Genomic DNA, 23,512 nt, shown 5'->3' with positions numbered 1-23,512 from the left:
TCATGGTTTCCCAAGTGATGGGCTGGATAGATGAACGTTTTCCTCTGACAAAAGTCTGGCGAGAACATCTGGCAGAATACTACGCCCCGAAGAACTTTAATTTCTGGTACTACTTCGGTTCCCTGGCCCTTCTCGTGCTGGTCATGCAGATCGTTACCGGCATTTTTCTGACCATGAATTACAAGCCGGACGCGCGCTTCGCCTTCGCCTCGGTGGAATACATCATGCGTGACGTGAACTTTGGGTGGCTGATCCGTTACATGCATTCCACCGGGGCCTCTATGTTTTTTGTGGTGGTCTACCTGCACATGATGCGCGGAATTCTCTATGGCTCTTACCGTAAGCCGCGGGAACTTCTCTGGATCATCGGGATGGCAATTTATCTGTGCCTGATGGGAGAAGCCTTTTTTGGCTATCTTCTGCCCTGGGGGCAGATGTCCTACTGGGGGGCTCAGGTGATCGTTTCCCTGGTGGATGCCATCAGTCCGGAAGTGGCCTTGTGGATTCGGGGCGACTATGTGATTTCGGATGCCACCTTGAACCGATTTTTTGCATTTCACGTCATCGCCCTGCCACTGGTACTGCTGGTTCTGGTTTTTCTGCACATCGTTGCGCTGCATCAGGTGGGATCCAACAACCCTGATGGCATTGAAATCAAGGATCACAAGGACCCCGTGAGCCATATTCCTCTGGATGGCATTCCTTTCCATCCCTACTACACGGTCAAGGACATCGTAGGGGTTTCGGGATACTTCATCGCTTATTTCGGCATCATTTTCTTTTTGCCGGAAATGGGCGGCTATTTTCTGGAGGAAAACAACTTCATCCCCGCCGACCCTCTCAAGACGCCTCCCCATATTGCTCCGCTTTGGTATTTCACCCCGTTCTACGCAATTTTACGAGCCATTCCCCAGAAACAGTTGGGGATTGCGGCCATGGGCTTGGCTGTCCTCATTTTTTTCCTGCTTCCCTGGCTGGATCGTGGGGTGGTGAAATCGGTGCGCTACCGGGGAACCTTGTATAAGTCGGCATTGACTGCCTTTGTACTGTCCTTTCTCGTTTTAGGCTATCTGGGGACTCAGGAACCCACGATCTGGTACGTGAACCCCATTGCCCGTGTCTGTGCCGGGATTTATTTTGGTTTCTTTCTGCTGATGCCCATTTATTCCCGGCTCGACAAAACCAAACCAGTGCCTGAACGGGTGACCTCATGAACTATTTCAAAGCATGGAATCACGCCTTGATTCAAGGGTTTTTGATCCTGTATCTGGGCCTGTCCTGCGCCAGTGTGCAGGCCGATGAGGAAATGAAACTGGACAAGGCTCCAGTGGATAGTTCCAATCTGCCTTCATTGCAGCGTGGCGCCCAGCATTTCATGAATTACTGCATGAACTGCCACAGTGCCCATCTGGCCCGTTTCGACTTGCTCGAACAGTTGGGGTTGTCAGAAAAACAGGTCAAACAGAACCTGATTCTGACCGATGCCAAGGTGGCAGACTACATGACCGTGGTACTCAAAGCCAAGGATGCCCAAAACTGGTTTGGGGTTCCGCCCCCCGATCTGACTGTGGAAGCACGGGTGCATGGGGCAGATTGGATTTATACCTATTTGCGTTCTTTTTATCGCGATGACCAGCGCCCCAGCGGTTGGAACAATCGTGTCTTTCCCAATGTAGCCATGCCCCATGTCCTGTGGGCACTGCAGGGGCAGCAGGCGCTTCAGAAGCAGGGAGGGAAAGACACGCTGGTACTGATTCAAAAAGGCAGTCTGAGTCCCCAGGAGTACGATCAGTTTGCGGGGGATCTGGTCAATTTTCTGGTATTCATGTCAGAACCAACCCGTTCAGCCCGTCTTCATCTGGGATTGTGGGTCATGGGGTTTCTGCTGATACTATTTTTGGTTGCGCGTGCCTTAAAACGAGAATTCTGGAAAGATATCCATTAGAATGGGAGATTGCCCAAGTTGAGACATATCCTATGATGACCCTATATTCTGGGACCACCTGTCCCTTCAGCCAACGCAGTCGTATCGTGCTGTATGAGAAAGGTATGGATTTTCAGATCGTGGATGTGGACGTATTCAATCTGCCGGAAGAGATTGCGGTAATGAATCCCTATAACCGATTGCCTGTATTGGTGGAGCGCGATCTCACGTTGCACGAATCAAACATTATCAATGAGTATATCGATGAGCGTTTTCCCCATCCGCAGTTGATGCCCCCGGAACCCGTCATGCGGTCCCGGGCACGACTGTTTCTTCATCGCTTTGAAGTGGAACTGTTCAGCCATGTCGTCACCCTGGAATCCGGGGCTGCGGCCAAAGGCCTGGCAGATAAAGCCCGGGCAGCCCTGCGCGATAATCTGGCGCAAATCGTGCCTATCTTCGTTAAGCAGAAGTTTATGCTGGGTGAAGATTTCACTATGCTGGATGTGGCCATTGCGCCCCTTTTGTGGCGTCTGGATCACTATCAGATTCAGTTGCCCAAGCAAGCAGCTCCCCTTCTCAAGTATGCTGAGCGGATTTTTTCCCGCCCTGCTTTCATCGATTCCATGACTCCGGCTGAAAAGGCCATGCGGAAGTAAGATCGTGTCCCGTTCAACCAAACCCTATCTGGCCCGTGCACTTTGGGAGTGGTGCGAGGACAATACCATGACTCCCCTGCTGCATGTTCTGGTGGAGGGGACAGGAGCACGGGTTCCCCTGGCTTTCGTCAAGGAAGGTCAGATCATTCTCAATATCAGCAACTCCGCTACGCGCCAACTTTCCATGAACAATGGAGGCATCGAGTTCAATGCCCGTTTCAACGGAAAGTCGGAGCAAGTGTGGGTACCTTGGAAGGCCGTGTTGGGACTTTTTTCACGGGAGACAGGGGAAGGTATGGCTTTTCCCCCGGATGAGCATGAATGGGATGAAGCATCTTCCACCGTTTCTTCGGTTACCGAGGGGCCTGCCTTGAGTTTGGCGATTTCCCGTCTGTCCTCTGAAGAGACAGAAGAAAATCCCTTACAGGATTCCTCCTCTATCCGGGAAGCCAAGAAAACTACCGGAGAGGGATCGGTTTCTGCAATTGAATCGAAAAAAGAAACTTCGTCAACAAAAAAACCCACACTTACGCTGGTTAAATGAGATAATGTTCGCCATCGCCGTGCCGGCATAGCTCAGTTGGTAGAGCAGTTGATTTGTAATCAGAAGGTCCTGGGTTCGATTCCTAGTGCCGGCACCAGTGAAAATAACGGCTTGGAGATAAAAACTCCAGGCTGTTTTTATTTGCAGGGCATTGGTGGGGTACTCAGAAAAAGAAGGTGAAATACCACGCGATTGACTCGAATGACCACAAGCGGGTATCCGGCAATTCGATAACCCATGTTTAACGCAGAGAATTTAATTTCTTTAACTATCAGTTTGTTACGACCACAAAAAAATCGGAGTGGCACTACATGCTCGTAATTTTGGTTTAACTGATCAGTTTTTTCGTTCCTCCTGGGGCCGGGGAAACTCCCAGTGCCCTGTAAATTTTCATCAAATCCGGTTCGGCTACGGTGCATTTTCGCACATTCAATGTGCGCCCATCACGTTGTTGGAATGAGGCGGTGACGCGCCGCTGCACGCTCATCGTTTCGCGTAGGCTGGCCCAGTTGTCGCGGATGTCTGCTTTCTTCAGTTTCGCTCGTAGCACCTGTACGGCCTGATAGGCCAGCACGGTGATGAAGAGATGTCCATCTGCGCGATCCTCTTTCGAATGATAGACCGGACGCAAACCCAACTCGCTCTTCAGGCTGCGGAATACGCTCTCCAGATCCGTCAGCATCGTATAGGTACGCCACAGTTTTTCTTCGTCCCAAGTGGTCTCGTTGCTGCGCAGGCAATAGATGCCGGGATGCGTCGCCATCGTGCCATCCACCGGCACCTTTTTCCATGCCAGACCCGTGACCAACTTGCCAGATTCATCCGCGATAAGTTCGACTTGGTAATGCTGGCTGGCTCCCCGGCTCTTCTCCTTGAGGCGACCAATGCGCTCCAACAACTTGCCATAACGCTTTTCGCCACGCGGCTTGGCAAGCCCTTCGACGATCTTTTTCAACCCGGCCTCAAAGCCCGTGGCAAAGCGCTCGACCATGGCGCTTTCTTTCTTCTCGCGGCCCAGGGAGTGACAATATAAACGAACTTCTTTGCCGTCCTCGCTGATCTCTTTCTGGATGCGCAAAGGATCACCCCCCGCAGTTTCAATGCTGATGACCTGGGTTTCGTCGAATTGCCTCACCCTGTCACGACTGACTACCAAATAGCGATAACCGTGTTCGATCAGCCAGCCGACATTGGCTTCAGTCGCAATTCCCCGATCCATGATGACCAATGCGCCTTGTGGTGCATTCAGACCCTTCAAGATCACCTCCAATGTGCCGCATTCGGCCACATTACCTGCAAAGGTTTTGGAGCGGCGCACAAAGCCGCTGCCATCAAGCACCAGGCCCAGTGTCACCAGAGGGCAGTCGCTACGTTTCTCTTTTGAATGCCCCCGTTGCGCTTTTTCATTGCCCTCGACATCACCCTCAAAATAGGTGTTGGTCAGGTCATACAGGGTTACCGTCTCATCCAGACCAAAAAGCGTCTGGACGGCAGAAAAGATATGGTCTTCAATGACCTGGCGGTGCTTCATCAATACATCAGAAGCGTGGTACAGGCGTGTGTGTGGCATGGCTTCAAAATCGAAGTCGATCAACTCGCCCAGCGCACTGTGCTGTTGCAGCCAGTTCCATGTCGCCAACTCCGATGCCGGTTTGGTCATGCGTCCGATTACATTGCCCAGAATCGCCGCGCGCATGACACCATTGACCCCCAGTTCGCTCAGTTTCTCGACAAAGCCGAGTTGCGACAGGGCATATAGCCCCCAGACTCTCGACGCCGACCGAACGCGGTTTCATCAATTGCAATGAGCCGATATCCACTTCCTGGAAATCGTGCCTAGGAGTATCCGTGGCCGCCCCCGATTCGCTTGCTATATCCTGTGGCATCTCAATCAGGCGTCCAGCATAGCGTTGCGCGGCTTTCTCGATGGCTTCCGGAACAGTGTCCTGAATCATGACGGCCTGACCACCAATCAATTCTTCAATACGCCGACACAGCAAAGGCCAGTCTTCCTGCCGGATGGGAAAATGCCTCCCCAAATTCAGCAAGGTAACTTGACGCACCTTGCCACCGATGCGCTCCGTGCGCACGAGTCGATGGGTGAAGTAGGACTCCCCGGTGGCTTTGTTGTTGGTTCTGGTTTGGCGAATAAACATTCTACGATGCTACCAGAAAAGCAAGGGGTTTTAGTGAACATTGCAAAATATTATGGCACTACACAGAGATATCGTCAAAAACAAAAAACGCGAATACTTTATAATCAATGCATTATAGAAATTAATTCGGAAAAATTGTCGATATTTTCGCTTATTTCGTTAAAGGCGGGATAATCAAACCTTATTGGCGTACAAATCCGCGTTTTATGCTCGCCAGGTGGCGAAAATTATCTATCGAAATTTGTATGCCGAACTTTTCGGCGTACCTGGCTACACCGAGAAATATCTCAACCAACTGCGGCGATTCATCCATAACGAAATTGATGCGATCAACCCATCTCCGCGAGAATCCACTCGCTTTGGCCATGGGGAGGAAAGCGGGAAGTTGGTTTTGACTTAGATTTGTCTTGCATTATATATCTAGCATCTGTATAATTAGTACATGAGCGATTACACCATAAAATACAAGAGCAACCTGAACGTAGTTTACTCTTGCAAGTACCATGTTATATGGTGTCCGAAGTATCGGCGTTCGGTTTTAGTGAAGGGCGTTGACGTTCGTCTGAAAGAAATTATACAAGACGTTGCTACTGAGTATAAATGTGAAATATTGGAACTTGAGGTTATGCCGGATCATGTACATTTACTGGTAGAGGTTGACCCCCAGTTCGGAATACACCGGCTGATTAAGTTGATGAAGGGCAGGTCATCCAAATTGATACGTGAAGAATTTAAGTGGGTAAAGTCCCGCCTCCCGACCTTGTGGACGAATAGTTACTTTGTATCGACGATAGGCGGCGCACCGCTTGAAGTGGTTAAACAATATATCGAGCAGCAAAAGCACAAATGAAACGCACCGCCACGCCCACCTTTGTTCTCAGCATTCCCCTGGTTGTGAAACCCGGTGAAGACCGGATACTGATCGGGCGCATGGAGGCGGGTAGGCGTTTGTACAACGCCACGTTAGGCGAAGCACTTCGCCGCCATGGCTTGCTGAAGCAGTCGAAAGACTGGCAATACACCCGAACAATCTCCGATAAGAAATTACGCGGCAGCGAGTTTCAGCGTCTCTCGAAGGAAGCAGGGTTCACGCCTGCGGCCATCATCACCTTTGCCCGTACCTGCAAAAATGAAGCGGGATGGAAAGACCGGCTTGGTTCTAACGTAACCCAGCGCATCGCGGAGCAGGTGTTCGCAGCCGTGCAGCAATACGCCTTTGGTAAACGCGGTCGCCCACGTTTTAAAGGTGCTTCCCGCCCCCTGCATTCGCTTGAGGCAACCACCAATGCGGCCAACATCATCTGGAAGCCTGAAACGGGCTGTATCGAGTTTGGCGACCTCACGCTACCGGCCTTGCTACCCTCCAAAACACAAGACCCGTATTTGCACCAAGCGCTCACCAATAAAACAAAGTATTGCCGCGTGCTGTGGCGCGTTGTTTCCGGCTCACGCCGCTGGTTTGTGCAACTCATGCAGGAAGGCATCGCCCCGGCAAAGCACGAGCAGGCTTGTGGCGAAATCGTTGGTCTGGACATCGGTCCGAGCACGGTTGCTGTGGTCGGCGACAACTCCGCATCGCTGGTGAAATTCTGCGACACCGTGGTTCAGCCATGGAAAGAAACCCGCCGCTTGCAACGTGCCATGGACAGGTCTAAGCGAGCCACGAACCCTCATTGTTTTAACGCTAACGGGACGTGGAAAAAAGGCCAGAAGTTCACACCATCGAAACGTTACACGGCAATCCGCACTGAGTATGCGGAAGTAGAACGCAAACTGGCCGCCGAACGCAAACGCGCCCATGGTGAACTTGCCAACCAGATTCTCGGGCTGGGTAATGTTGTCCAGTCCGAAACCCTGTCTTATATCGCCTTCCAGAAGAATTATGGCAAGAGCGTGAAAGTCAGAGCACCCGGAATGTTCGTCGAACAATTGCGTCGCAAGGCTGAAAGTGCTGGCGGCAAGTTGATTGATTTGCACACCTGGTCGCTGAAAATGTCGCAGTACGACCACACCACCGGAGTTTTCACAAAGAAGCCGCTCAGTCAGCGGTGGCATGTGCTGGGTGACGGGTCGGGAGTCGTGCAACGGGATGTGTATTCCGCATTCCTCGCACGCTGCGTAATAAGCAACACGCACCACCCATCCCATATCGAAACGATGTGGGCGGCTCAGAAACCTGTGCTGCTGCAAACGGGGTGGCTGCGTTCCGAACCTGCGAAGATCGAGCCTTCGGGCAAAATCACGGTGGCAACACCGTTAGAGCAGGTCGTTTGTGATAGAGGGTTTGCCATCGGTCATGGCCTGGATGCTGTAGCGGCGACGCGAGAGCCAGGAGACCCCGGTGGATTCGCCCTTAGAACCCCCTGCCTTTAGGCATGGGGAGGTTTAGACCCCGTTCCAACTCTCATCCCGTCCCCGCCGTCGAAAAGAACATGTACAGGATGATCAGCGTCAGTATACTAAAAAATCCCGTAATGCTGTTCCGAAAACAAGCATAACCGGATATAGTGGTCCCGGAAATCAAGACAGTAGTTTATGCTGTGCGCTGTCATAGGGGATAAGAAGAACTTCGGGATAGTCGCATTGTCCTCAGGAAGAACGCGGTATTCGTCTCTCACGATAGGAATTTTCGCCCAACATGCCACCCGACGATCTCACCCCAACGCCTCACCCATTACCGCGACACTGGTATCTGGATGCCTGGTGAGCGAAATCAAGATAATTGATGGTTTGATTTGCAAGATAAGTGATGGTCGAGGGTTGGTGTTGGTGGTTGACCACTGGTTGCAATTGACTTCAGATTAAGTGCCGTGGCGATGCCAGGAAGGCCAATGTAGCCATGCTATGCCCATGAAGAGCCCTGTGCATAGCCATTTGGTAGCGTGCTGCACAGATTGGAGCGCGTCAAGGGTCCACTGCGTCGTGCTTCGCACGCCCTTGACACATTCCAATCTGCAAGGCGGTCTACCATGCGGAAACCAGTATTCATGCAAGAAACATACCACCGGAACTAATTGTAACCTTATAAATTACAAGAGAAAAATCGTAATCACGATAAGTGATGGTCAATTCGCCCTTACCATCACTCAATTTGATTAAAAAGCGGGAACCTGCCCTCATTTATCTTGATTCCGCTCACCTGGTGCCACCAGAAGAAGGACCTGCGTATTTTCGCTGTCGAATGCATACAGAAAACAATCGTCATCGATAAGTCCGCCAAAACTGTGCCTGATACCACCCTTGACCGCCAACTTGCCAGTACCTACGGGATTTTCGCGGGCCAACCTGTCGCTACTGCTATCCTGCGCTTTACTTCCCATCGTGCCCGTTGGGTTGCCGATGAAACCTGGCATCCGAAGCAGCAATCCCGTTGGCTTGAAGACGGTCGCTATGAACTCAGCATCCCCTACTCACACGACACAGAACTCATCATGGACATCCTCAAGTACGGTGCGGATGTAGAAGTGATTGCGCCGGATGCGTTGAAAGAACGCGTAAAAAATCAACTCGATGTGGCTGCAAGCCAATACCGGCATAGCGATACAGCATGCTCAGGTTTTGAGCCTGGACTGTAGTAAGATTTACTCATTCATCAGAAAATTAGAAAATGTCAGAGACACTACGACCCATCGCTCATGCAGCCCAGAACCCAGACGGAAGTTGGCGGGATCCACATGACCTCGCTAACCACCTGGCCGGTGTGGCGGCGCTAGCCGCTTGTCATGCCCGGAAATTTGGTGGGGAGGACTGGGCGCATCTTGCAGGGTTGTGGCATGACTTGGGCAAGTACCGCCCACGCTTTCAGCACTACATCCGCATAGTTAGTGGTTTTGATGCCGAGGCACATATCAAGGGCGAGGCAGGCAAGGCCCCGCACTCCACTGCGGGTGCGGTGTTGGCTTGTGATCGTTTTGGCGCGGCAGGGCGGGTGTTGGCCTACCTTATCGCCGGGCATCATGCTGGACTATATGACTGGTTTGGCGGACTGGATGCTCGTCTCGATAGCGCAGATAGCCGCGACGAACTTAACGAAGCCCTAGCCGAACATCCGTCCGCAGACATTCTCGATCACGGCACATTCTCCCCCGATATGCGCGCCATACCGGGTGGCAAAGAGGGTTTCGCTTTGTGGGTGCGGATATTATTTTCCTGTCTGGTCGACGCAGATTTCCTCGACACAGAGGCCTACATGGATGCAGGCAAGGCCGAGCAGCGCAGCAACTGGCCGGACGTCCAAACCCTGCTCGAACAGTTCGATAGTTTCATGGCGCGCAAAACAGTCGTAGCGGACCCCACGCTGGTCAATCAGTTGCGTGCCGACATTCTGCGACAGTGCCGCGAGAAAGCCCATGAAGCACCCGGCTTGTTCTCGCTCACCGTTCCCACCGGTGGCGGCAAAACGCTTTCCAGCATGGCCTTCGCGCTGGAACACGCGAAGCGGTACAACAAACGCCGCATCATTTATGTCATTCCCTACACCAGCATCATCGAGCAGACCGCAGATATCTTCCGGGACATTTTTGGTGAGTCGGTGATCGAGCACCACAGCAACGCCGAAGCCGATCCCAACAAAGAAACCAGCAAAAGCCGCCTCGCCTGCGAAAATTGGGATGTACCGATTGTCGTCACCACCAACGTTCAGTTTTTCGAGTCGCTGTTTGCCGCCAAAACTTCGCGCTGTCGCAAATTGCATAACATCGTCGACTCTGTTGTCGTGCTGGACGAGGCGCAACTTCTGCCACCGGAGTTTCTGCAGCCCATCCTCGATGTTTTGAACCTGCTGACCCAACATTATGGTGTCACCGTGGCGCTCTCCACCGCCACGCAACCCGCATTGGCCACCCGCGAATACTTCGATGCACGGAACAACATGCGTGGTCTCGACAACGTACGCGAGATCATGAGCGACCCGGATGCACTCTACCGTGCCCTAGAGCGCGTCAACGTGCGCCTGCCCGCCGACTGGAACACACCTGTGAGTTGGGACGTGCTGGCGAGTGAAATCAGCCAGCACGATTCCGTGCTCGCCATCGTCAACCGCCGCAAAGATGCCCGCGAACTTTGGGAGCTGATGCCGGAAGGTACCTTGCACCTCTCCGCACTGATGTGCGGCGAACATCGCTCGCAAACCATCCGGCAAAGCAAAGCGCGACTCAAGGACGGCATTCCCACTCGCGTGGTCAGTACGCAGTTAGTCGAAGCCGGTGTCGATGTGGATTTTCCCGTGGTGTATCGCGCGCTCGCTGGGTTGGACTCCATCGCCCAGGCCGCCGGTCGCTGCAACAGGGAAGGGCGGCTGACCGAACATGGCATGCAGGGCGAAGTCGTGGTGTTCGTCCCACTCCAACCCGCGCCACTCGGTCTGTTGCGCAAAGGCGAGGACGCTTGCCGCAGCGTGCTCCATGGCCACACCGGCAAGCCACTGGAGCGCGCCTTGTTTGCCCTCTATTTTGAGAAGCTCTATCACGCCTGTGATCTGGATGCACAAGGCATTGGTGAATTACTCAAGGTCAGTGGGCAAACGCTGGCCGTTAACTTCCGCACTGCGGCCGAAAAATTCAAACTCATCCAGGACGAAGATAGCGCGCCCGTCATCGTCCACTATTACGGTTTGGATGGAAACGAAGATAAGGTGGACGAACTGCTGAACACTTTGAGAAAGCACGGCCCCGAACGCTGGCTGATGCGTAAACTCCAGCGTTACACTGTCACCGTTCATAGTCGGGAAGCCATGAAGTTGCTGTCACAAGGCGATGTAGAGGAAGCCATACCCGGCTTGTATGTTCAGGTGAGCGATTGGCTCTATCATCCTGATCTCGGGCTCAACCCAGACGGCTTGCCTCCTAAGCTAACAAATTGCATCGCATAAGGGAGAACGATGAAGACCTACTGCCTTGAACTAACCGGCGACTTCGCCTGTTTCACCCGCCCGGAAATGAAAGTCGAGCGAGTGAGTTACGACGTGATGACGCCTTCCTCCGCGCGCGCCTGCTTCGAGGCTATTCTGTGGAAACCTGCCATCCGCTGGCATATCCGCACAATCGAAGTCCTCAAGCCCATCCGCTGGATCAACTTGCGCCGCAACGAAGTCGCCAGCGTGATTTCCACCCGTAACGTGGAGAGCACCATGAAAAACGGCACGGGCATTCTAGGCATCAACATTGAGGACGACCGCCAACAGCGCGCAGGGCTATTTCTGCGGGATGTGGCGTATCGTGTCCACGCCGAACTTGAGTTTCTCTCTGAGCGTGACCCAGGCGCTCACGCCAACAAGTATTACGAAATGTTCGAACGTCGTGCCAATCGCGGTCAATGCGTCAATCAGCCCTATTTTGGCTGCCGCGAATTTGCAGCGAACTTTCGGCTAGTAACTGACCCCGCCGCAGAGCCTCCACCCATAGATGAAACCCGCGACCTGGGTTTCATGCTGTACGACCTGGATTTCACCCATCCCGCCGACCCCGCGCCGCGTTTCTTTCGCGTCCGGCTGGAAAACGGCGCGGTGAACGTGCCCGTGTGGAGCAGCGAGGAGGTACGGGGATGATTCTGCAAGCGCTTAACGATTACTATCAGCGCCGTCAGCGTTCCCCCAATCCACAAGAGCGGTTGCCCACCTTTGGACTGGAAGAAAAGGAAATTCCATTCGTCATCGAGATTGATGCCGAGGGTCGGCTTGTCAATCTGGTTGATACCCGCACGCTTGATGGCAAGAAAAAAATCAGCCAGCGTTTTCTGGTGCCCCAAGGTGTGAAAAAAACCTCGGGCATCGCCGCCAACCTGCTTTGGGATACCGTTGAATATGTGCTCGGCGTGGACACCAAGGGCAAGCCGGAGCGGGTCGCCGAACAGCACGCCGCATTTCGCGCTCGGCTTGAAGCCTTACCGGAAGATGCGCTTAAAGACGCGGGTATTCAGGCCATACTCGCTTTTTTCAACGGTATCGACCTCAAACAACTTGAAACTTTGCCCATCTGGCCAGACATTCTGGCCGCCAACCCGATCATAACTTTTCGCTTCCATGGCGATGTGGAACTGGTCTGCCAGCGCCCCGCCGTGGTGGCTGCAACAGCCCTGACGACAGTTGAAGGCACGGCTGACGGCATCTGTCTCGTAAGAGGGAACGCAGCCAAAATTGAACGTTTACATACTGCTATCAAAGGTGTCTGGGGTGCGCAAACTTCCGGTGCGAACATCGTTTCAATCAACAACAAAAACGAAGGTGGCAACAACAGTGGACAAACCCCGGCATTTTCTTCCTATGGAAAACATCAGGGATTTACTTCCCCTGTCGGCAAACCCGCTGTCTTCGCCTACACCACTGCGCTCAATCACCTGCTGGCACGTGATTCCCGCCAGCGCATCCAGGTTGGCGATGCTTCCACCGTGTTCTGGGCAGAACAAGCGCACGATCTGGAAACCGCACTGCCTGATCTGTTCGGCGAACCACCCAAAGATGACCCCAATCGGGGCACGGATGCTTTGAAGGTGCTGTATCAGGCCGCTCAGTCTGGTAAGTTCACACGCGGCGAAACTGACACTCGCTTCCATGTTCTGGGGCTTGCACCCAACGCTGCCCGGATCGCAATTCGCTTCTGGGAAACAGCCCCGGCGCATAAACTGGCTCAGCGCATCTCCCGTCATTTCGACGACATCAAAATCGCCCGTGCACCGCACGACCCGGAACACTTGTCCCTGTTCCGCCTGCTCTCGGCGCTGGCGGTGCAAGGCAAGACCGACAACATCCCTCCCAACTTGGGTGGCGAAGTTATGCGTGCCATTCTGGGAGGACTGCCTTATCCAGCGTCATTGTTCAATCTGGCAGTGCAGCGTTGCCGGGCAGAGCAGAAACCTACCTACGCCCGCGCCGCCGTCATCAAAGCGTCGCTAAACCGTCTCATTCGTCGCACCCAAAATGAAAAGGAGTTTATGGTTATGCTCGACCCGACCAACACCCACCCGGCCTATTTGCTGGGGCGACTATTTGCCACCCTGGAAAAAATCCAGGAAGAAGCCAGCCCGGGTCTGAACGCAACCATCCGTGATCGCTACTACGGTGCGGCTTCCAGCACACCCGTTGCGGTGTTCACCACCCTGCTGCGATTGCATAACCACCATCTCGGTAAGTTATCCAAGGGCCGTGCAGTGCAGATGGAGCGGCTCGTCGGCGAAATTATGGGCGGGCTGGACGACTTTCCCCGCATTCTCGCTTTACCCGACCAAGGCCGTTTTGCCTTGGGCTACTACCACCAACGCCAAACTTTCTTCACCAAATCCAACACGCAGTCCACCGACAACCAAGAGGAATCAAAATGAGTCTGACTAATCGCTACGACTTCGTGCTGCTGTTCGACGTGAAAGACGGCAACCCCAACGGCGACCCTGATGCTGGCAACCTGCCGCGCATGGATGCGGAGACCGGTCACGGGCTGGTGACGGATGTTTCCTTGAAGCGTAAGGTGCGCAACTTCGTCGGCATGGCGAAGGGTGAACAGCCCCCATTCGAGATTTACGTGAAGGAAAAAGCCATCCTCAACAACCAGCACAAGCGCGCCTACGTGGGTATTGGACGCGAAGAGCTACTCGCGGGCGATGACAAGAAACGCAAAGGCGGCGATGCCGTGGACGATGCACGCCAGTGGATGTGCCGCAATTTCTTCGACGTGCGTACCTTCGGCGCGGTCATGTCCACCGGGATCAACTGCGGCCAAGTGCGCGGCCCGGTACAAATCACCTTCGCACGCTCCATCGATCCCATCATCGCGCAGGAGCATTCCATCACTCGCATGGCCGTAGCCACCGAAGTAGAAGCCGAAAAACAGGAAGGTGACAACCGCACCATGGGCCGCAAACACATCGTTCCCTACGGCCTCTACATGGCGCACGGCTTTGTCTCCAGTTTCCTCGCCAAGCAGACCGGCTTTTCCGATGACGACCTGGAATTGCTCTGGCAAGCGCTCGCACAGATGTTCGAACACGACCGCTCCGCCGCACGCGGGGAGATGACTACACGCGGGCTATACGTGTTCAAGCATGATTTGGAGCTTGGTAACGCCCCGGCCCATGCACTATTCGAACGTATTCGGCCGAAGCTTAAGGAAGGGGTGAGCGTACCGCGCAACTTTAGCGATTACGATGTAGCGATTCAAGATACAAACATGCATGCCGGGGTGACACTTCTGCGTAAGTCGTGTTGAAAAGCCCGTCCCAGAGTTAATATTTTTCATCTGTGAGATGGGCAATACTAGAAATCATCTTTGTTATTGGAGGGCAGTATTCATGAGTGAAATTCATTTCATTGTCGAAGAAGCGCTGGAAGGCGGCTATGTCGCGCGTGCTGTTGGCGTGGATATTGTGACCGAGGCGGACGATCTGCATAGCCTGCACGCCCAAGTCCGTGATGCAGTGCATTGTCATTTTGACGATGGACAGTCGCCTAGCCTAATACGCTTGCATATCACCCGTGAAGAAGTATTGGCAGCATGAGATTGCCGCGCGATCTTTCCGGAGCGGATTTGGTCAAACGTCTCGGACGATACGGATACAGTGTCACACGCCAGACAGGCAGTCACATGCGACTGACAAGCACGATCCGTGGCGAGCATCACATCACAATCCCTAATCATGATCCGTTAAGACTGGGTACGCTCGCCGCTATTCTCGCCAGTGTGGGCGCGCATTATGGACTCACGCGCGACGAACTCATCCAGCAATTATTTGATTAAATGGCAAATCCATCAGATGAAATCGTTGCGCTTTCTGCACTGCAACATTGGATTTATTGTCCGCGCCAGTGCGGGCTGATTCATTTGGAGCAGGTGTTTGAGGATAACATACACACAGCGCGTGGGCAGGTTGTGCATCATCTTGTTGATACGCCGGGGTATGAAATCAAGTCGGGTGTGCGAGTGGAGCGTGCTTTGCCTGTATGGTGCGACCGGCTCAATCTGAATGGCAAGGCCGATCTGGTTGAATTCCATCCGGATGGCAGTGTGTACCCCGTTGAGTTCAAACACGGTGCCAAGCGACAAAAGTTGCATGACGATATCCAACTCGCCGCGCAAGCGATTTGCCTGGAAGAAATGTTGAATCATTCTGTGCCAAAAGGCGCGATTTTTCATGCCACCAGCCATAGGCGGCGAGAAGTGAACATTACACCGGAACTCAGGCAACTGGTGGAAGAAACTGCTGACGCCATTCGCGCCATGCTGGCTTCAGGAAAACTACCACCACCGGTGAACGATGCACGCTGTAACGAGTGCTCGTTGAAAGATATTTGTCAGCCAGAAGCGCTGGCTGGACAGGGCAAACAGAACCAACAAAGACAAGATTTATTCAATCCGGAGAAATAGTGGTGCATACCGTTCAAAACACGCTCTACGTCATGACGCCACATGCTTATGTGCATCTGGAAAATGCCACGCTGCGCGTCGATGTGGAACGTGAGAAAAAACTCCAGGTCCCACTGCATCATTTGGGTAGTCTGGTCTGCTTTGGTAATGTCATGGTCTCACCCGCGCTCATGCACCGCTTGGCGGATGAAGGCAAGTCGCTGGTGCTGCTGGATGATTCAGGCCGTTTCAAAGCGCGGCTCGAAGGCCCGGTTTCCGGCAATATTTTGTTGCGCCAAGCGCATCACCGTACGGCGTTGGAGCCGGCTTTCACATTGGAGTTTGCGCGTGCGGTGGTTGCGGGGAAACTCAAAAACAGTCGCGTCAATCTACAACGCGGTGCCCGCGAAGCCGCCAATCCAGATGAGGCCGCTACGCTCACTCGCGCCACAGACAATCTGGCAGCATCATTGCGTGCAGCGGCTGTTGCCAACACATTGGACGAACTGCGCGGTGTGGAAGGCGAAGCAGCGCGTGGTTACTTCACCGCCATCAACCTCGTTGTCAAACCCCAAGCGCGCGTATCGTTTGCGCTTAATGGTCGAACCCGCCGTCCACCTCTGGACCGTTTCAATGCCCTGCTTTCCTTCCTCTACGCCATGAGCATGAATGACTGCCGCTCAGCCGTTGAGGCTGCTGGGTTGGATGCGCAACTCGGCTTTCTCCACGCCGTGCGCCCTGGTCGTGCCGGACTCGCATTGGATTTGCAGGAAGAATTTCGTTCGATAATTGCTGACCGGTTGGCTCTTACCCTTATCAATCGTGGTCAAATCACTGCTGCTGATTTTGACGAACGCGAAGGTGGTTCTGTCATGCTCAACGACAAAGGCCGCCGCGCTGTCGTCACAGCCTGGCAGGAGCGCAAACAGGAAGAAATTACCCATCCTCTCACTGAAAATAAAATCCCCATTGGTCTGCTTCCCTTCATCCAGGCGCGTTTCATCGCACGCACTATCCGGGGCGAGATGGAAGGTTACCTGCCTTATTTGGCAAAATAGGAAATTGTATGCTGATAATTGTCACCTATGATGTTTCCACCGAAACTGCGGCTGGACGCAAACGACTGAGACGGGTTGCAAAGACTTGCGAAAAGATTGGGCAGCGGGTGCAGAAATCTGTATTCGAATGCACCATCAATGAAATGCAGTTCGAGCAACTGGAGCGCACACTGCTTTCTGAAATTGATGATAATCAAGACAATCTGCGTTTCTACCGCATCACTGAACCGGTGGAGGTACGGGTCAAACAATATGGTTGCTTTCGCTCTGTTGACTTTGAAGGGACTCTCATTATCTGAATGCGCGAAACTCTATCAACGACCAATCTCCGGGGCTTTCGCGTAGGTTCTAACCTTATGATCAATAAACAATTTTTTCGCAGAACAAAATTCATGAGCCAAAATCAAAGGCAATCTGGAATGAGTTCGCGGGAAAATACAAGAATCTTCTTGCGTAGCGGTATGTTGCGCGAGCGAAGTATCGCCCGGCCATTTGGTCGGGCGCGGATTGAAACCAGTGCGAATCTTTCGCAAGCAGATCTTTCGCAAGTATCGCCCGGCCATTTGGTCGGGCGCGGATTGAAACACTACAACCGGAGATAAAAAAATGAATCTCGCTGGTATCGCCCGGCCATTTGGTCGGGCGCGGATTGAAACCTCGAACTCCAGTGCGGCACGTCGGTCGAGGTAGGTATCGCCCGGCCATTTGGTCGGGCGCGGATTGAAACTTCTTTGATGAATTTTTGAAGCAGTATCGTCATCGTATCGCCCGGCCATTTGGTCGGGCGCGGATTGAAACAACTCACTCTCGGAGAATACATCAGGGAATCCGGTATCGCCCGGCCATTTGGTCGGGCGCGGATTGAAACACCTCGATGGTCACCAGCACATACGGTTCGGGCGAGTATCGCCCGGCCATTTGGTCGGGCGCGGATTGAAACACCTCGATGGTCACCAGCACATACGGTTCGGGCGAGTATCGCCCGGCCATTTGGTCGGGCGCGGATTGAAACGCATAGCGCCCGTAATCAATCCCAAAGGCCCGTAGGTATCGCCCGGCCATTTGGTCGGGCGCGGATTGAAACGTGCCGTTACCGCGCAGATATGCGCCTGCCGTTAGTATCGCCCGGCCATTTGGTCGGGCGCGGATTGAAACAATGTACTGCGTAGGAGCACCGTTGAGCATCCCGTATCGCCCGGCCATTTGGTCGGGCGCGGATTGAAACGCATACCACGCCAGAATCATTACATTCGGGTATGGTATCGCCCGGCCATTTGGTCGGGCGCGGATTGAAACTCCAGTCGCTTGACGTTGCCCCGAAAGGAGTTAACGTATCGCCCGGCCATTTGGTCGGGCGCGGATTGAAACATGTCAATATGTGGGCAGTAGTCAATCTCAGTTCGTATCGCCCGGCCATTTGGTCGGGCGCGGATTGAAACACGTTCCATGTCCTTGTACTGCTGCCGGGCTTTCGTATCGCCCGGCCATTTGGTCGGGCGCGGATTGAAACCAATTAAACGCAGCCGCCCAACCCATTCTGTCAAAGTATCGCCCGGCCATTTGGTCGGGCGCGGATTGAAACATCCCAAAGTGGTTTATCCCCATTGAGACCACACGGTATTTTCCTTACCAATCCCGCATAAACCCCGCCTGATTCGTCAACGCGTAATTTGTTGATTAACATTGGAATAGCGCCCTACCAACCCTCCGCAGAAAACTGCATCGATTCAGTATCGCGCCGCAATGTCACCTCGTGCAGTGATACGGTCAGATACCAGGTCTGCCGCTCGGCATGTGGCTTGGGTTTGGCAAAGCCAGCCGGCGTCAGCAACGCCAGGCACCACGAGGGCTGAGGGTCCCGTACCGACTGATACAAAATCCCACCAACATCGGCCTCGCGTGCCGTGCGCGCAAACTGCTGCGTCAGTGTGTAATCTGTGGGGTGTTGCCAGATGGCGGCATCAGCATCGAATGGCGGGCGTTGCAGATCGACCACCAGCGTTGCCACCTCTACCCGAAATGCCGTGTGTGTCACCGGCTCAATGCGATCAAGATCTACGGTGTCCTTGAGAAATTTCCAGCGCCAGTAACCCAGTTCTGCGCCAGCTGTCCGGACCGATTCTGCGCCGTAGAACACTCCGGGGTCCGTCACCGCCCGAAAGCGCGAACCGCCCCGCTTGGGGTCATAACGAAAAGGCGTGGCCAGCAAGTAATCAAGCCCGGCAGTGTCATCGGGCTGGGTCGGTTTGCTCGATTCCAGCAAAGACTCCAGCAAATCCTGCTCGTCGCGGTTGTCGACCAACTTCATGGTGGCGGCAATGTGCTGTGACTCCACCATCCGCCAGACCTGGCTGCGCCAGGCAAAGGCTTCAGACGAGACCGCGGGAGGCATCCAGGTAGTGAACGACACGGACCAGTCCTTCTGTTTGACGAATCAGATCCACCGGGCGGCCATTGAGACCCCGGTTCTCGCTGTTGAGCCATTGGCGTGCAGTCTGTTCATTGCCGACGATGGAATCGAGAGAACGGAAGACGCGCACAAACAACAAGGCGAACTCCCATTCCTTGCGGCGTTCATCGAGCTTGTACTCCCCGTTGTAGAGGCGAGTCACCGTGGGTGGGCTGACACCCAGGATCTTGGCCAGCAAGACGCGCGAGATGTTCAGCCGCTTGGCCGCACGGGCCACTGCCTTGGTCAGTACCGAGGATGGGTCTGGCTTGGTGGTGAGGGTGTGGTTGGATGCAAGCATGGTTAGCCTCCTTTCCTGTAGAAATAATGATACACGATTATTGCCATGGAAAGTTAACTCGAGATGCCGTGGATGGGGCTTTGGTCACGCTCATGGTGTTCTGCCCGGTCATCCGGTGAGATCATCGCGGGATGGTTACAGTGTCACCAGCAGTCTGAATTTCCCATAAAACAGCAGGATGAAATTCCTGAGGGTAAGTTTGGGGTTTTGGGTTATTTTTTGATCAGGACGGTGGATTATCGGGGAAGAGTTCGAGTTGGTCTGGATCGTGAAGTGGGGAATCTGGGGTTTTGGCTCTGTGGTCGCCTTGCGCACAATGTGAGCGGCGAATCTGGGCGAAGCGTGCACTCTCGAAGAAGAAGGCCAGATCGCTGAGGAATTCCCAGATGTGAGCGCAGGCCTCATCAGACATGGGGGCATGGAGCAGAAGAGCCAGGGGGTCGTCCGCGATCATGCCACTCAACCCGGCGCAACTCCCGGGCCCGCTAATGACCCAAAGGAAAATCATGACCAAGAGAAAGTTGATCTTCACCTCGCGCCGTAACAAGCGTCCACCCACCGCCATCCTCGACATTGAACTTCCGGAACTCTCCAATGAGGCCGCAGCGGCGCTGGCCGATGTTCTGGTGCAGTTGTATCACCGCTTTGAAGCAGCCTACTACGCCCAGATCCTGAGCCATCATGCCGACCAACTCATTCTTCCGGAAAAGCCGTTCGCAGGGATGGCGCAAAGCGCTACCTCACAAAAACTACTTTCCATACGGAGTGCGGGTAGTCGTGACCTGTTCGGAATGAAACCAATAAGGTGGCGGATTTTGCGAGGCTTTTCTTCGATCCGTTACTGCGAACTGCCTTTCCATGGTGGAGATAATCAGGGTCCTTACAACAGACCCGCCCTGTTCGTGTCGCTCTCGGCTGAATGACCTGAATCCACCTTGTGAATTTGCTCTGCATCCGGGTGGCAATCGATCAGGAAGGCCATCATTTCAGTGGCGTCCTTCTCCAGGTAAAACCTGACCATGTTTTCATTGAATTCCTGTACCTTGGCTGCTGGAACACTGATTGCATCAATACCCGCTGACATCAAGATGCCATTCATCATGAAACGAGACGTACGCTTGTTGCCATCGAAGAAGAACTGCTGCAAGGCGCCGAACAGGAAGAAAGCGGCTGCTTTCTCAAAGGGTTGACGAACCACGCCTTGAAGCGCTTGCAGGCCGTTGGCAAAGACGCGGTTCAACTCAGTCGCACCGGCTACGGTCGCCAGTGGCGTATATCTGCCATGTTCACCCAGACCAACATCCGGCGTGTAGTTCGTTTCATTGCCCTCGCCCCGGAAGTGTCCCCACTCCAGCGCTTCATTGCGGGCGACAAGGCCATTCAGTTCGGTGAACGTGGCTTTGTCTAGTGAGAATTTCCCGGCCTTCACGAGCGCCAGAAGATGCTTGGAACTTTCTGCCAGATTGAGAACCTGTTCCTGATCTGAAACTTTTCGTCCGCCGATGGTTACGCCATCGAGTAGCGTCTTGACTTCAGGGAATGTGAATGGGTTGCCTTCGAGCACGGATGCATCCCAAACGAACTCGGGCAGCATGCGATAAAAACGAAAGGCCACTCGCTCGACGGAGTGAGTCGGCACCGCACCAGGCACGACTGACCTGTTCCAGTGAAATCCGAGCGCAGAAAAGAGTCCCATATTTTTCCTTGACAATGTAATCCGGTTTCATTGTAGCGAGACAAATCAACTTTTACAACAATAAAATCAGATTGTTATATAAAATTACAGCGGACTCAGCAGCGCCAGGAAACACACTAAAATCCGGATACCCAAAAAAAGAAATACTGTAACGGATTAGGTCGATTTACATAACCTCTTTGCAGTGGGTAAAATTACTCACCTTATTAAGTAATTTTATATATGAGCTATCAACGCCCCCAATTCACCATTCTTTCTGGTCGTCTCGATGAACCGCGTCGTTTTATTCAGGTGGTTGCAGGCCCGCGCCAAGTGGGTAAAACGACTCTGGTTCAGCAAGTGTGCGAGGGGAGCGGACTACCAGTGCAATTTGCCAGCGCGGACGAACCCACATTGCGCGGTGCCGAGTGGATAGCCCAACAATGGGAGATCGCGCGCCTGATGCAGAATGAGCGCGGAGCAGTGCTGGTGCTGGACGAAGTGCAAAAAGTTGGTGGATGGTCTGAAACTGTCAAGCGTCTGTGGGATGAAGACACACATAAAAAGCGCTTGATCAAGGTGATTCTACTTGGCTCGGCGCCTTTGCTGATTCAGCGAGGATTGTCGGAAAGCCTTGCCGGACGTTTCGAGGTCTTGCATCTGCCGCACTGGTCAGCAAACGAAATGAACCAGGCTTTTGGCTGGTCGGTGCAACAGAGCATTTTTTATGGTGGTTACCCAGGTGCTGCCTCGCTGATTTCTGACCATGACCGCTGGGTGCGCTATGTGCGCGATTCCCTCATCGAAACCACACTTTCGCGAGATGTCTTGTTGTTATCCCGTGTGGATAAACCCGCCTTGCTGCGGCGCATGTTTGAACTGGGATGCCGTTACTCCGGGCAGGTACTGTCTTACACCAAAATGATTGGTCAATTGCAGGATGCCGGGAATACCACCACGCTCGCGCATTATCTTGAATTGCTTGGTGCGGCAGGCATGCTGACTGGTTTCTCCAAATATGCGGGAGAAGTTGTGCGTAGTCGCGGCTCCAGTCCCAAGTTGCAAGTGTTCGACACGGCGTTGCTATCGGCCTTGTCCGGCTACCGTCCTGAAGAAGCCATGGCCGACCGTGAATATTGGGGAAGGTTGACTGAATCGGCTGTGGGGGCGCATTTGGCCAATGCCGCTGCTGTTGGTGAATGTGAAGTGTATTATTGGCGTGATCGCAATCGCGAAGTCGATTTCGTGGTGCGTGCAGGGCGCCGCCTGATCGCCATTGAAGTCAAAAGCGATCGAGCCCGTGATGCATTGCCTGGGATGCACGCCTTCAACGAGGCTTTCAAGCCGGACAGATTACTGCTGGTGGGCGGAGATGGCATCGCCATAGAAGAATTCTTGCGCCAGCCTGTTGCACGGTGGCTGGTGTGACACTCCCGATCGATTCGATGCGGCGGCGACCGAAACATAAGGGGCATATCTTCCATAAAGGTCGGCGATCACGCTTTTGTCGGTTTTCATCCGGCGCAATGTGATAACGGTAAATGCTGCGCCTTGCCATGCGCAGACAAGCGCGACGTATAAGTGGCAACGAAGGCGAAGGGTGCTTCCATATCTTTCCGATTTTCCGCGAGGATGAATTCCATGGTAATGCGGATTCACCTTGCTTTCAATACCTCACGGTAAATTTGTTCTCAATTTCTGAGCGACACAGTTGCCGAATTGTTTGTCATCCGCAGGTAGTCGAAGACGAGGCGTGTGCGGAAGCTGAGTTTGCGCATCAACTCGGCGATGGATTGATTGGGTTTCTGGAATGACTTGAGTATCCCGACCGCGAAGCGGCGCAGACGGGAAATATTTTCCGGGCCAAAACCGGTATGGATACGGCTGCGATCCTCATCATAGTTCCAGTCGATGATGTAATGAACGCTTTCGATGCTCCAATGCCCTCGGTTGACGGCCAGCACCCGTTGCGGTGAGGCTTCTTGCGGAGTGCGGCTCGTCAACCCCAGTGCAATTTCACGCGAATAATCCCCGGTTTTTTTCCGGATGGATTCACGCTCGATCAGAAAAACCTGACCAACATGGGGGAAATCGAGGTAGGCATTGAGCGCCGTGCTGCACCAAATACGCCGCGTCTCGATGCGACCATGATCGGCAGAACTCATCTCGACGAAGTCGGCGGGCCCGCGCTTCTCGAACAGCAACGCGATATCGCGTTGCAGTCCGGGTTGGTTGCCCTTGGCGGTGAAGTGATAATGCGCCTGCTGCTCAACGATATAGTTTGCCAGTGCGCGCTGGGTCAGCAGAGCGTCGCCCGTGATATCGACACCTGCGAGGTCACAGGTGTCGAGCAACGGAATCGCCATGCCGATTTCGTTCGTGCGCTTCTGCTCATCACTGCCCTTTACGGGCAAGGTA

General features: G+C 53.7%; 23 protein-coding genes, 1 tRNA gene, 1 pseudogene and 1 CRISPR repeat array. Of the genes and pseudogenes, 19 read left to right on the top strand and 6 right to left on the bottom strand.

Annotation, left to right across the window (positions count from 1 at the left end; translation table 11 throughout):
* Positions 1-2 precede the first annotated feature (2 nt).
* The 5 genes from HO274_RS07525 to HO274_RS07505 all read left to right on the top strand — a co-directional run bounded on the left by HO274_RS07525 (position 3) and on the right by HO274_RS07505 (position 3,224).
* Entirely contained in the window at positions 3-1,214 is a 1,212-nt protein-coding gene (locus tag HO274_RS07525; protein WP_031596438.1) for a cytochrome b, read from the top strand.
* Positions 1,211-1,945, top strand: coding sequence for a cytochrome c1 (locus tag HO274_RS07520; RefSeq protein ID WP_273118288.1), 735 nt, complete (start codon positions 1,211-1,213; stop codon positions 1,943-1,945). The genes HO274_RS07525 and HO274_RS07520 overlap by 4 nt, the downstream gene beginning before the upstream one ends.
* 32 nt (positions 1,946-1,977) lie before the next feature.
* The gene (locus HO274_RS07515; protein WP_031596434.1) at positions 1,978-2,583 is read left to right on the top strand and encodes a glutathione S-transferase N-terminal domain-containing protein; all 606 of its coding nucleotides are present in this window, start codon (positions 1,978-1,980) and stop codon (positions 2,581-2,583) included.
* A gap of 4 nt (positions 2,584-2,587) precedes the next feature.
* Positions 2,588-3,127, top strand: coding sequence for a ClpXP protease specificity-enhancing factor (locus HO274_RS07510; protein ID WP_051862089.1), 540 nt, complete (start codon positions 2,588-2,590; stop codon positions 3,125-3,127).
* Between the two features lie 21 nt (positions 3,128-3,148).
* Positions 3,149-3,224 (top strand) — tRNA-Thr (locus HO274_RS07505).
* 231 nt (positions 3,225-3,455) lie between these two features.
* Here the strand turns inward: HO274_RS07505 and HO274_RS07500 are convergent.
* A pseudogene (locus HO274_RS07500) lies at positions 3,456-5,283 on the bottom strand (IS1634 family transposase).
* 442 nt (positions 5,284-5,725) lie between these two features.
* Here HO274_RS07500 and tnpA point away from each other — a divergent pair.
* The 12 genes from tnpA to cas2 all read left to right on the top strand — a co-directional run bounded on the left by tnpA (position 5,726) and on the right by cas2 (position 16,968).
* Positions 5,726-6,133, top strand: coding sequence for an IS200/IS605 family transposase (gene tnpA, locus HO274_RS07490; RefSeq protein WP_273118277.1), 408 nt, complete (start codon positions 5,726-5,728; stop codon positions 6,131-6,133).
* Positions 6,130-7,656 carry a transposase gene (locus HO274_RS07485; RefSeq protein ID WP_273118274.1) on the top strand — a complete coding sequence of 509 codons (1,527 nt, stop codon included), beginning with the start codon at positions 6,130-6,132 and terminating at the stop codon, positions 7,654-7,656. The genes tnpA and HO274_RS07485 overlap by 4 nt, the downstream gene beginning before the upstream one ends.
* 752 nt (positions 7,657-8,408) lie before the next feature.
* Positions 8,409-8,858: a helix-turn-helix transcriptional regulator gene (locus tag HO274_RS07480; protein WP_273118270.1), complete on the top strand. Its 450-nt coding sequence runs from the start codon at positions 8,409-8,411 to the stop codon at positions 8,856-8,858.
* Positions 8,859-8,890: 32 nt separating this feature from the next.
* Positions 8,891-11,152, top strand: coding sequence for a CRISPR-associated helicase Cas3' (gene cas3, locus HO274_RS07475; protein ID WP_273118267.1), 2,262 nt, complete (start codon positions 8,891-8,893; stop codon positions 11,150-11,152).
* Positions 11,153-11,161: 9 nt separating this feature from the next.
* Positions 11,162-11,827, top strand: a complete 666-nt coding sequence (gene cas5c / locus HO274_RS07470) for a type I-C CRISPR-associated protein Cas5c (RefSeq protein ID WP_273118264.1) — start codon at positions 11,162-11,164, stop codon at positions 11,825-11,827.
* Positions 11,824-13,596 (top strand): type I-C CRISPR-associated protein Cas8c/Csd1, encoded by a 1,773-nt coding sequence (cas8c, locus tag HO274_RS07465; protein WP_273118261.1) that lies wholly within the window; start codon positions 11,824-11,826, stop codon positions 13,594-13,596. Before cas5c ends, cas8c begins: the two co-directional genes overlap by 4 nt.
* Positions 13,593-14,477 (top strand): type I-C CRISPR-associated protein Cas7/Csd2, encoded by an 885-nt coding sequence (gene cas7c / locus HO274_RS07460; protein ID WP_273118257.1) that lies wholly within the window; start codon positions 13,593-13,595, stop codon positions 14,475-14,477. The genes cas8c and cas7c overlap by 4 nt, the downstream gene beginning before the upstream one ends.
* Positions 14,478-14,559: 82 nt before the next feature.
* Positions 14,560-14,766, top strand: coding sequence for a hypothetical protein (locus HO274_RS07455; RefSeq protein WP_031596430.1), 207 nt, complete (start codon positions 14,560-14,562; stop codon positions 14,764-14,766).
* Positions 14,763-15,005: a type II toxin-antitoxin system HicA family toxin gene (locus HO274_RS07450; RefSeq protein WP_273118248.1), complete on the top strand. Its 243-nt coding sequence runs from the start codon at positions 14,763-14,765 to the stop codon at positions 15,003-15,005. The genes HO274_RS07455 and HO274_RS07450 overlap by 4 nt, the downstream gene beginning before the upstream one ends.
* Entirely contained in the window at positions 15,006-15,632 is a 627-nt protein-coding gene (gene cas4 / locus HO274_RS07445) for a CRISPR-associated protein Cas4 (RefSeq protein WP_273118245.1), read from the top strand.
* Positions 15,633-15,634: 2 nt separating this feature from the next.
* The gene (gene cas1c / locus HO274_RS07440; RefSeq protein ID WP_273118242.1) at positions 15,635-16,669 is read left to right on the top strand and encodes a type I-C CRISPR-associated endonuclease Cas1c; all 1,035 of its coding nucleotides are present in this window, start codon (positions 15,635-15,637) and stop codon (positions 16,667-16,669) included.
* Positions 16,670-16,677: 8 nt separating this feature from the next.
* Positions 16,678-16,968, top strand: a complete 291-nt coding sequence (cas2, locus tag HO274_RS07435) for a CRISPR-associated endonuclease Cas2 (protein WP_273118239.1) — start codon at positions 16,678-16,680, stop codon at positions 16,966-16,968.
* A gap of 178 nt (positions 16,969-17,146) precedes the next feature.
* Positions 17,147-18,251: a CRISPR direct-repeat array (repeat unit 37 nt; unit sequence GTATCGCCCGGCCATTTGGTCGGGCGCGGATTGAAAC).
* Between the two features lie 114 nt (positions 18,252-18,365).
* Here the strand turns inward: cas2 and HO274_RS07430 are convergent.
* From HO274_RS07430 to HO274_RS07420, 3 genes are all read right to left on the bottom strand, one after another.
* Complete coding sequence (locus HO274_RS07430; RefSeq protein WP_273118236.1) at positions 18,366-19,079, bottom strand: RES family NAD+ phosphorylase; 714 nt, start codon at positions 19,077-19,079, stop codon at positions 18,366-18,368.
* Positions 19,039-19,419, bottom strand: a complete 381-nt coding sequence (locus HO274_RS07425; RefSeq protein ID WP_273118233.1) for an antitoxin Xre/MbcA/ParS toxin-binding domain-containing protein — start codon at positions 19,417-19,419, stop codon at positions 19,039-19,041. Before HO274_RS07425 ends, HO274_RS07430 begins: the two co-directional genes overlap by 41 nt.
* A 223-nt stretch (positions 19,420-19,642) precedes the next feature.
* Positions 19,643-19,873, bottom strand: coding sequence for a hypothetical protein (locus HO274_RS07420; RefSeq protein ID WP_273118230.1), 231 nt, complete (start codon positions 19,871-19,873; stop codon positions 19,643-19,645).
* A gap of 52 nt (positions 19,874-19,925) precedes the next feature.
* On the opposite strand from HO274_RS07420, the gene HO274_RS07415 reads away from it, so the two are divergent.
* Complete coding sequence (locus tag HO274_RS07415) at positions 19,926-20,342, top strand: hypothetical protein (RefSeq protein WP_273118227.1); 417 nt, start codon at positions 19,926-19,928, stop codon at positions 20,340-20,342.
* Here HO274_RS07415 and HO274_RS07410 read toward each other — a convergent pair.
* Entirely contained in the window at positions 20,300-21,115 is an 816-nt protein-coding gene (locus HO274_RS07410; RefSeq protein ID WP_273118224.1) for a Fic family protein, read from the bottom strand. The genes HO274_RS07415 and HO274_RS07410 overlap by 43 nt on opposite strands.
* A 222-nt stretch (positions 21,116-21,337) precedes the next feature.
* On the opposite strand from HO274_RS07410, the gene HO274_RS07405 reads away from it, so the two are divergent.
* Entirely contained in the window at positions 21,338-22,522 is a 1,185-nt protein-coding gene (locus tag HO274_RS07405; RefSeq protein ID WP_273118221.1) for an ATP-binding protein, read from the top strand.
* 263 nt (positions 22,523-22,785) lie between these two features.
* Here HO274_RS07405 and HO274_RS07400 read toward each other — a convergent pair whose 3' ends face one another.
* Positions 22,786-23,508: an ISAs1 family transposase gene (locus HO274_RS07400; protein WP_273118219.1), complete on the bottom strand. Its 723-nt coding sequence runs from the start codon at positions 23,506-23,508 to the stop codon at positions 22,786-22,788.
* Positions 23,509-23,512 lie beyond the last annotated feature (4 nt).

The organism is Ferrovum myxofaciens, assembly GCF_013181415.1.
GTDB lineage: Bacteria > Pseudomonadota > Gammaproteobacteria > Burkholderiales > Ferrovaceae > Ferrovum > Ferrovum myxofaciens.
The sequence above is the reverse complement of the archived record's forward strand: the minus strand, read 5'-3'. Positions and strand labels throughout refer to the sequence as shown.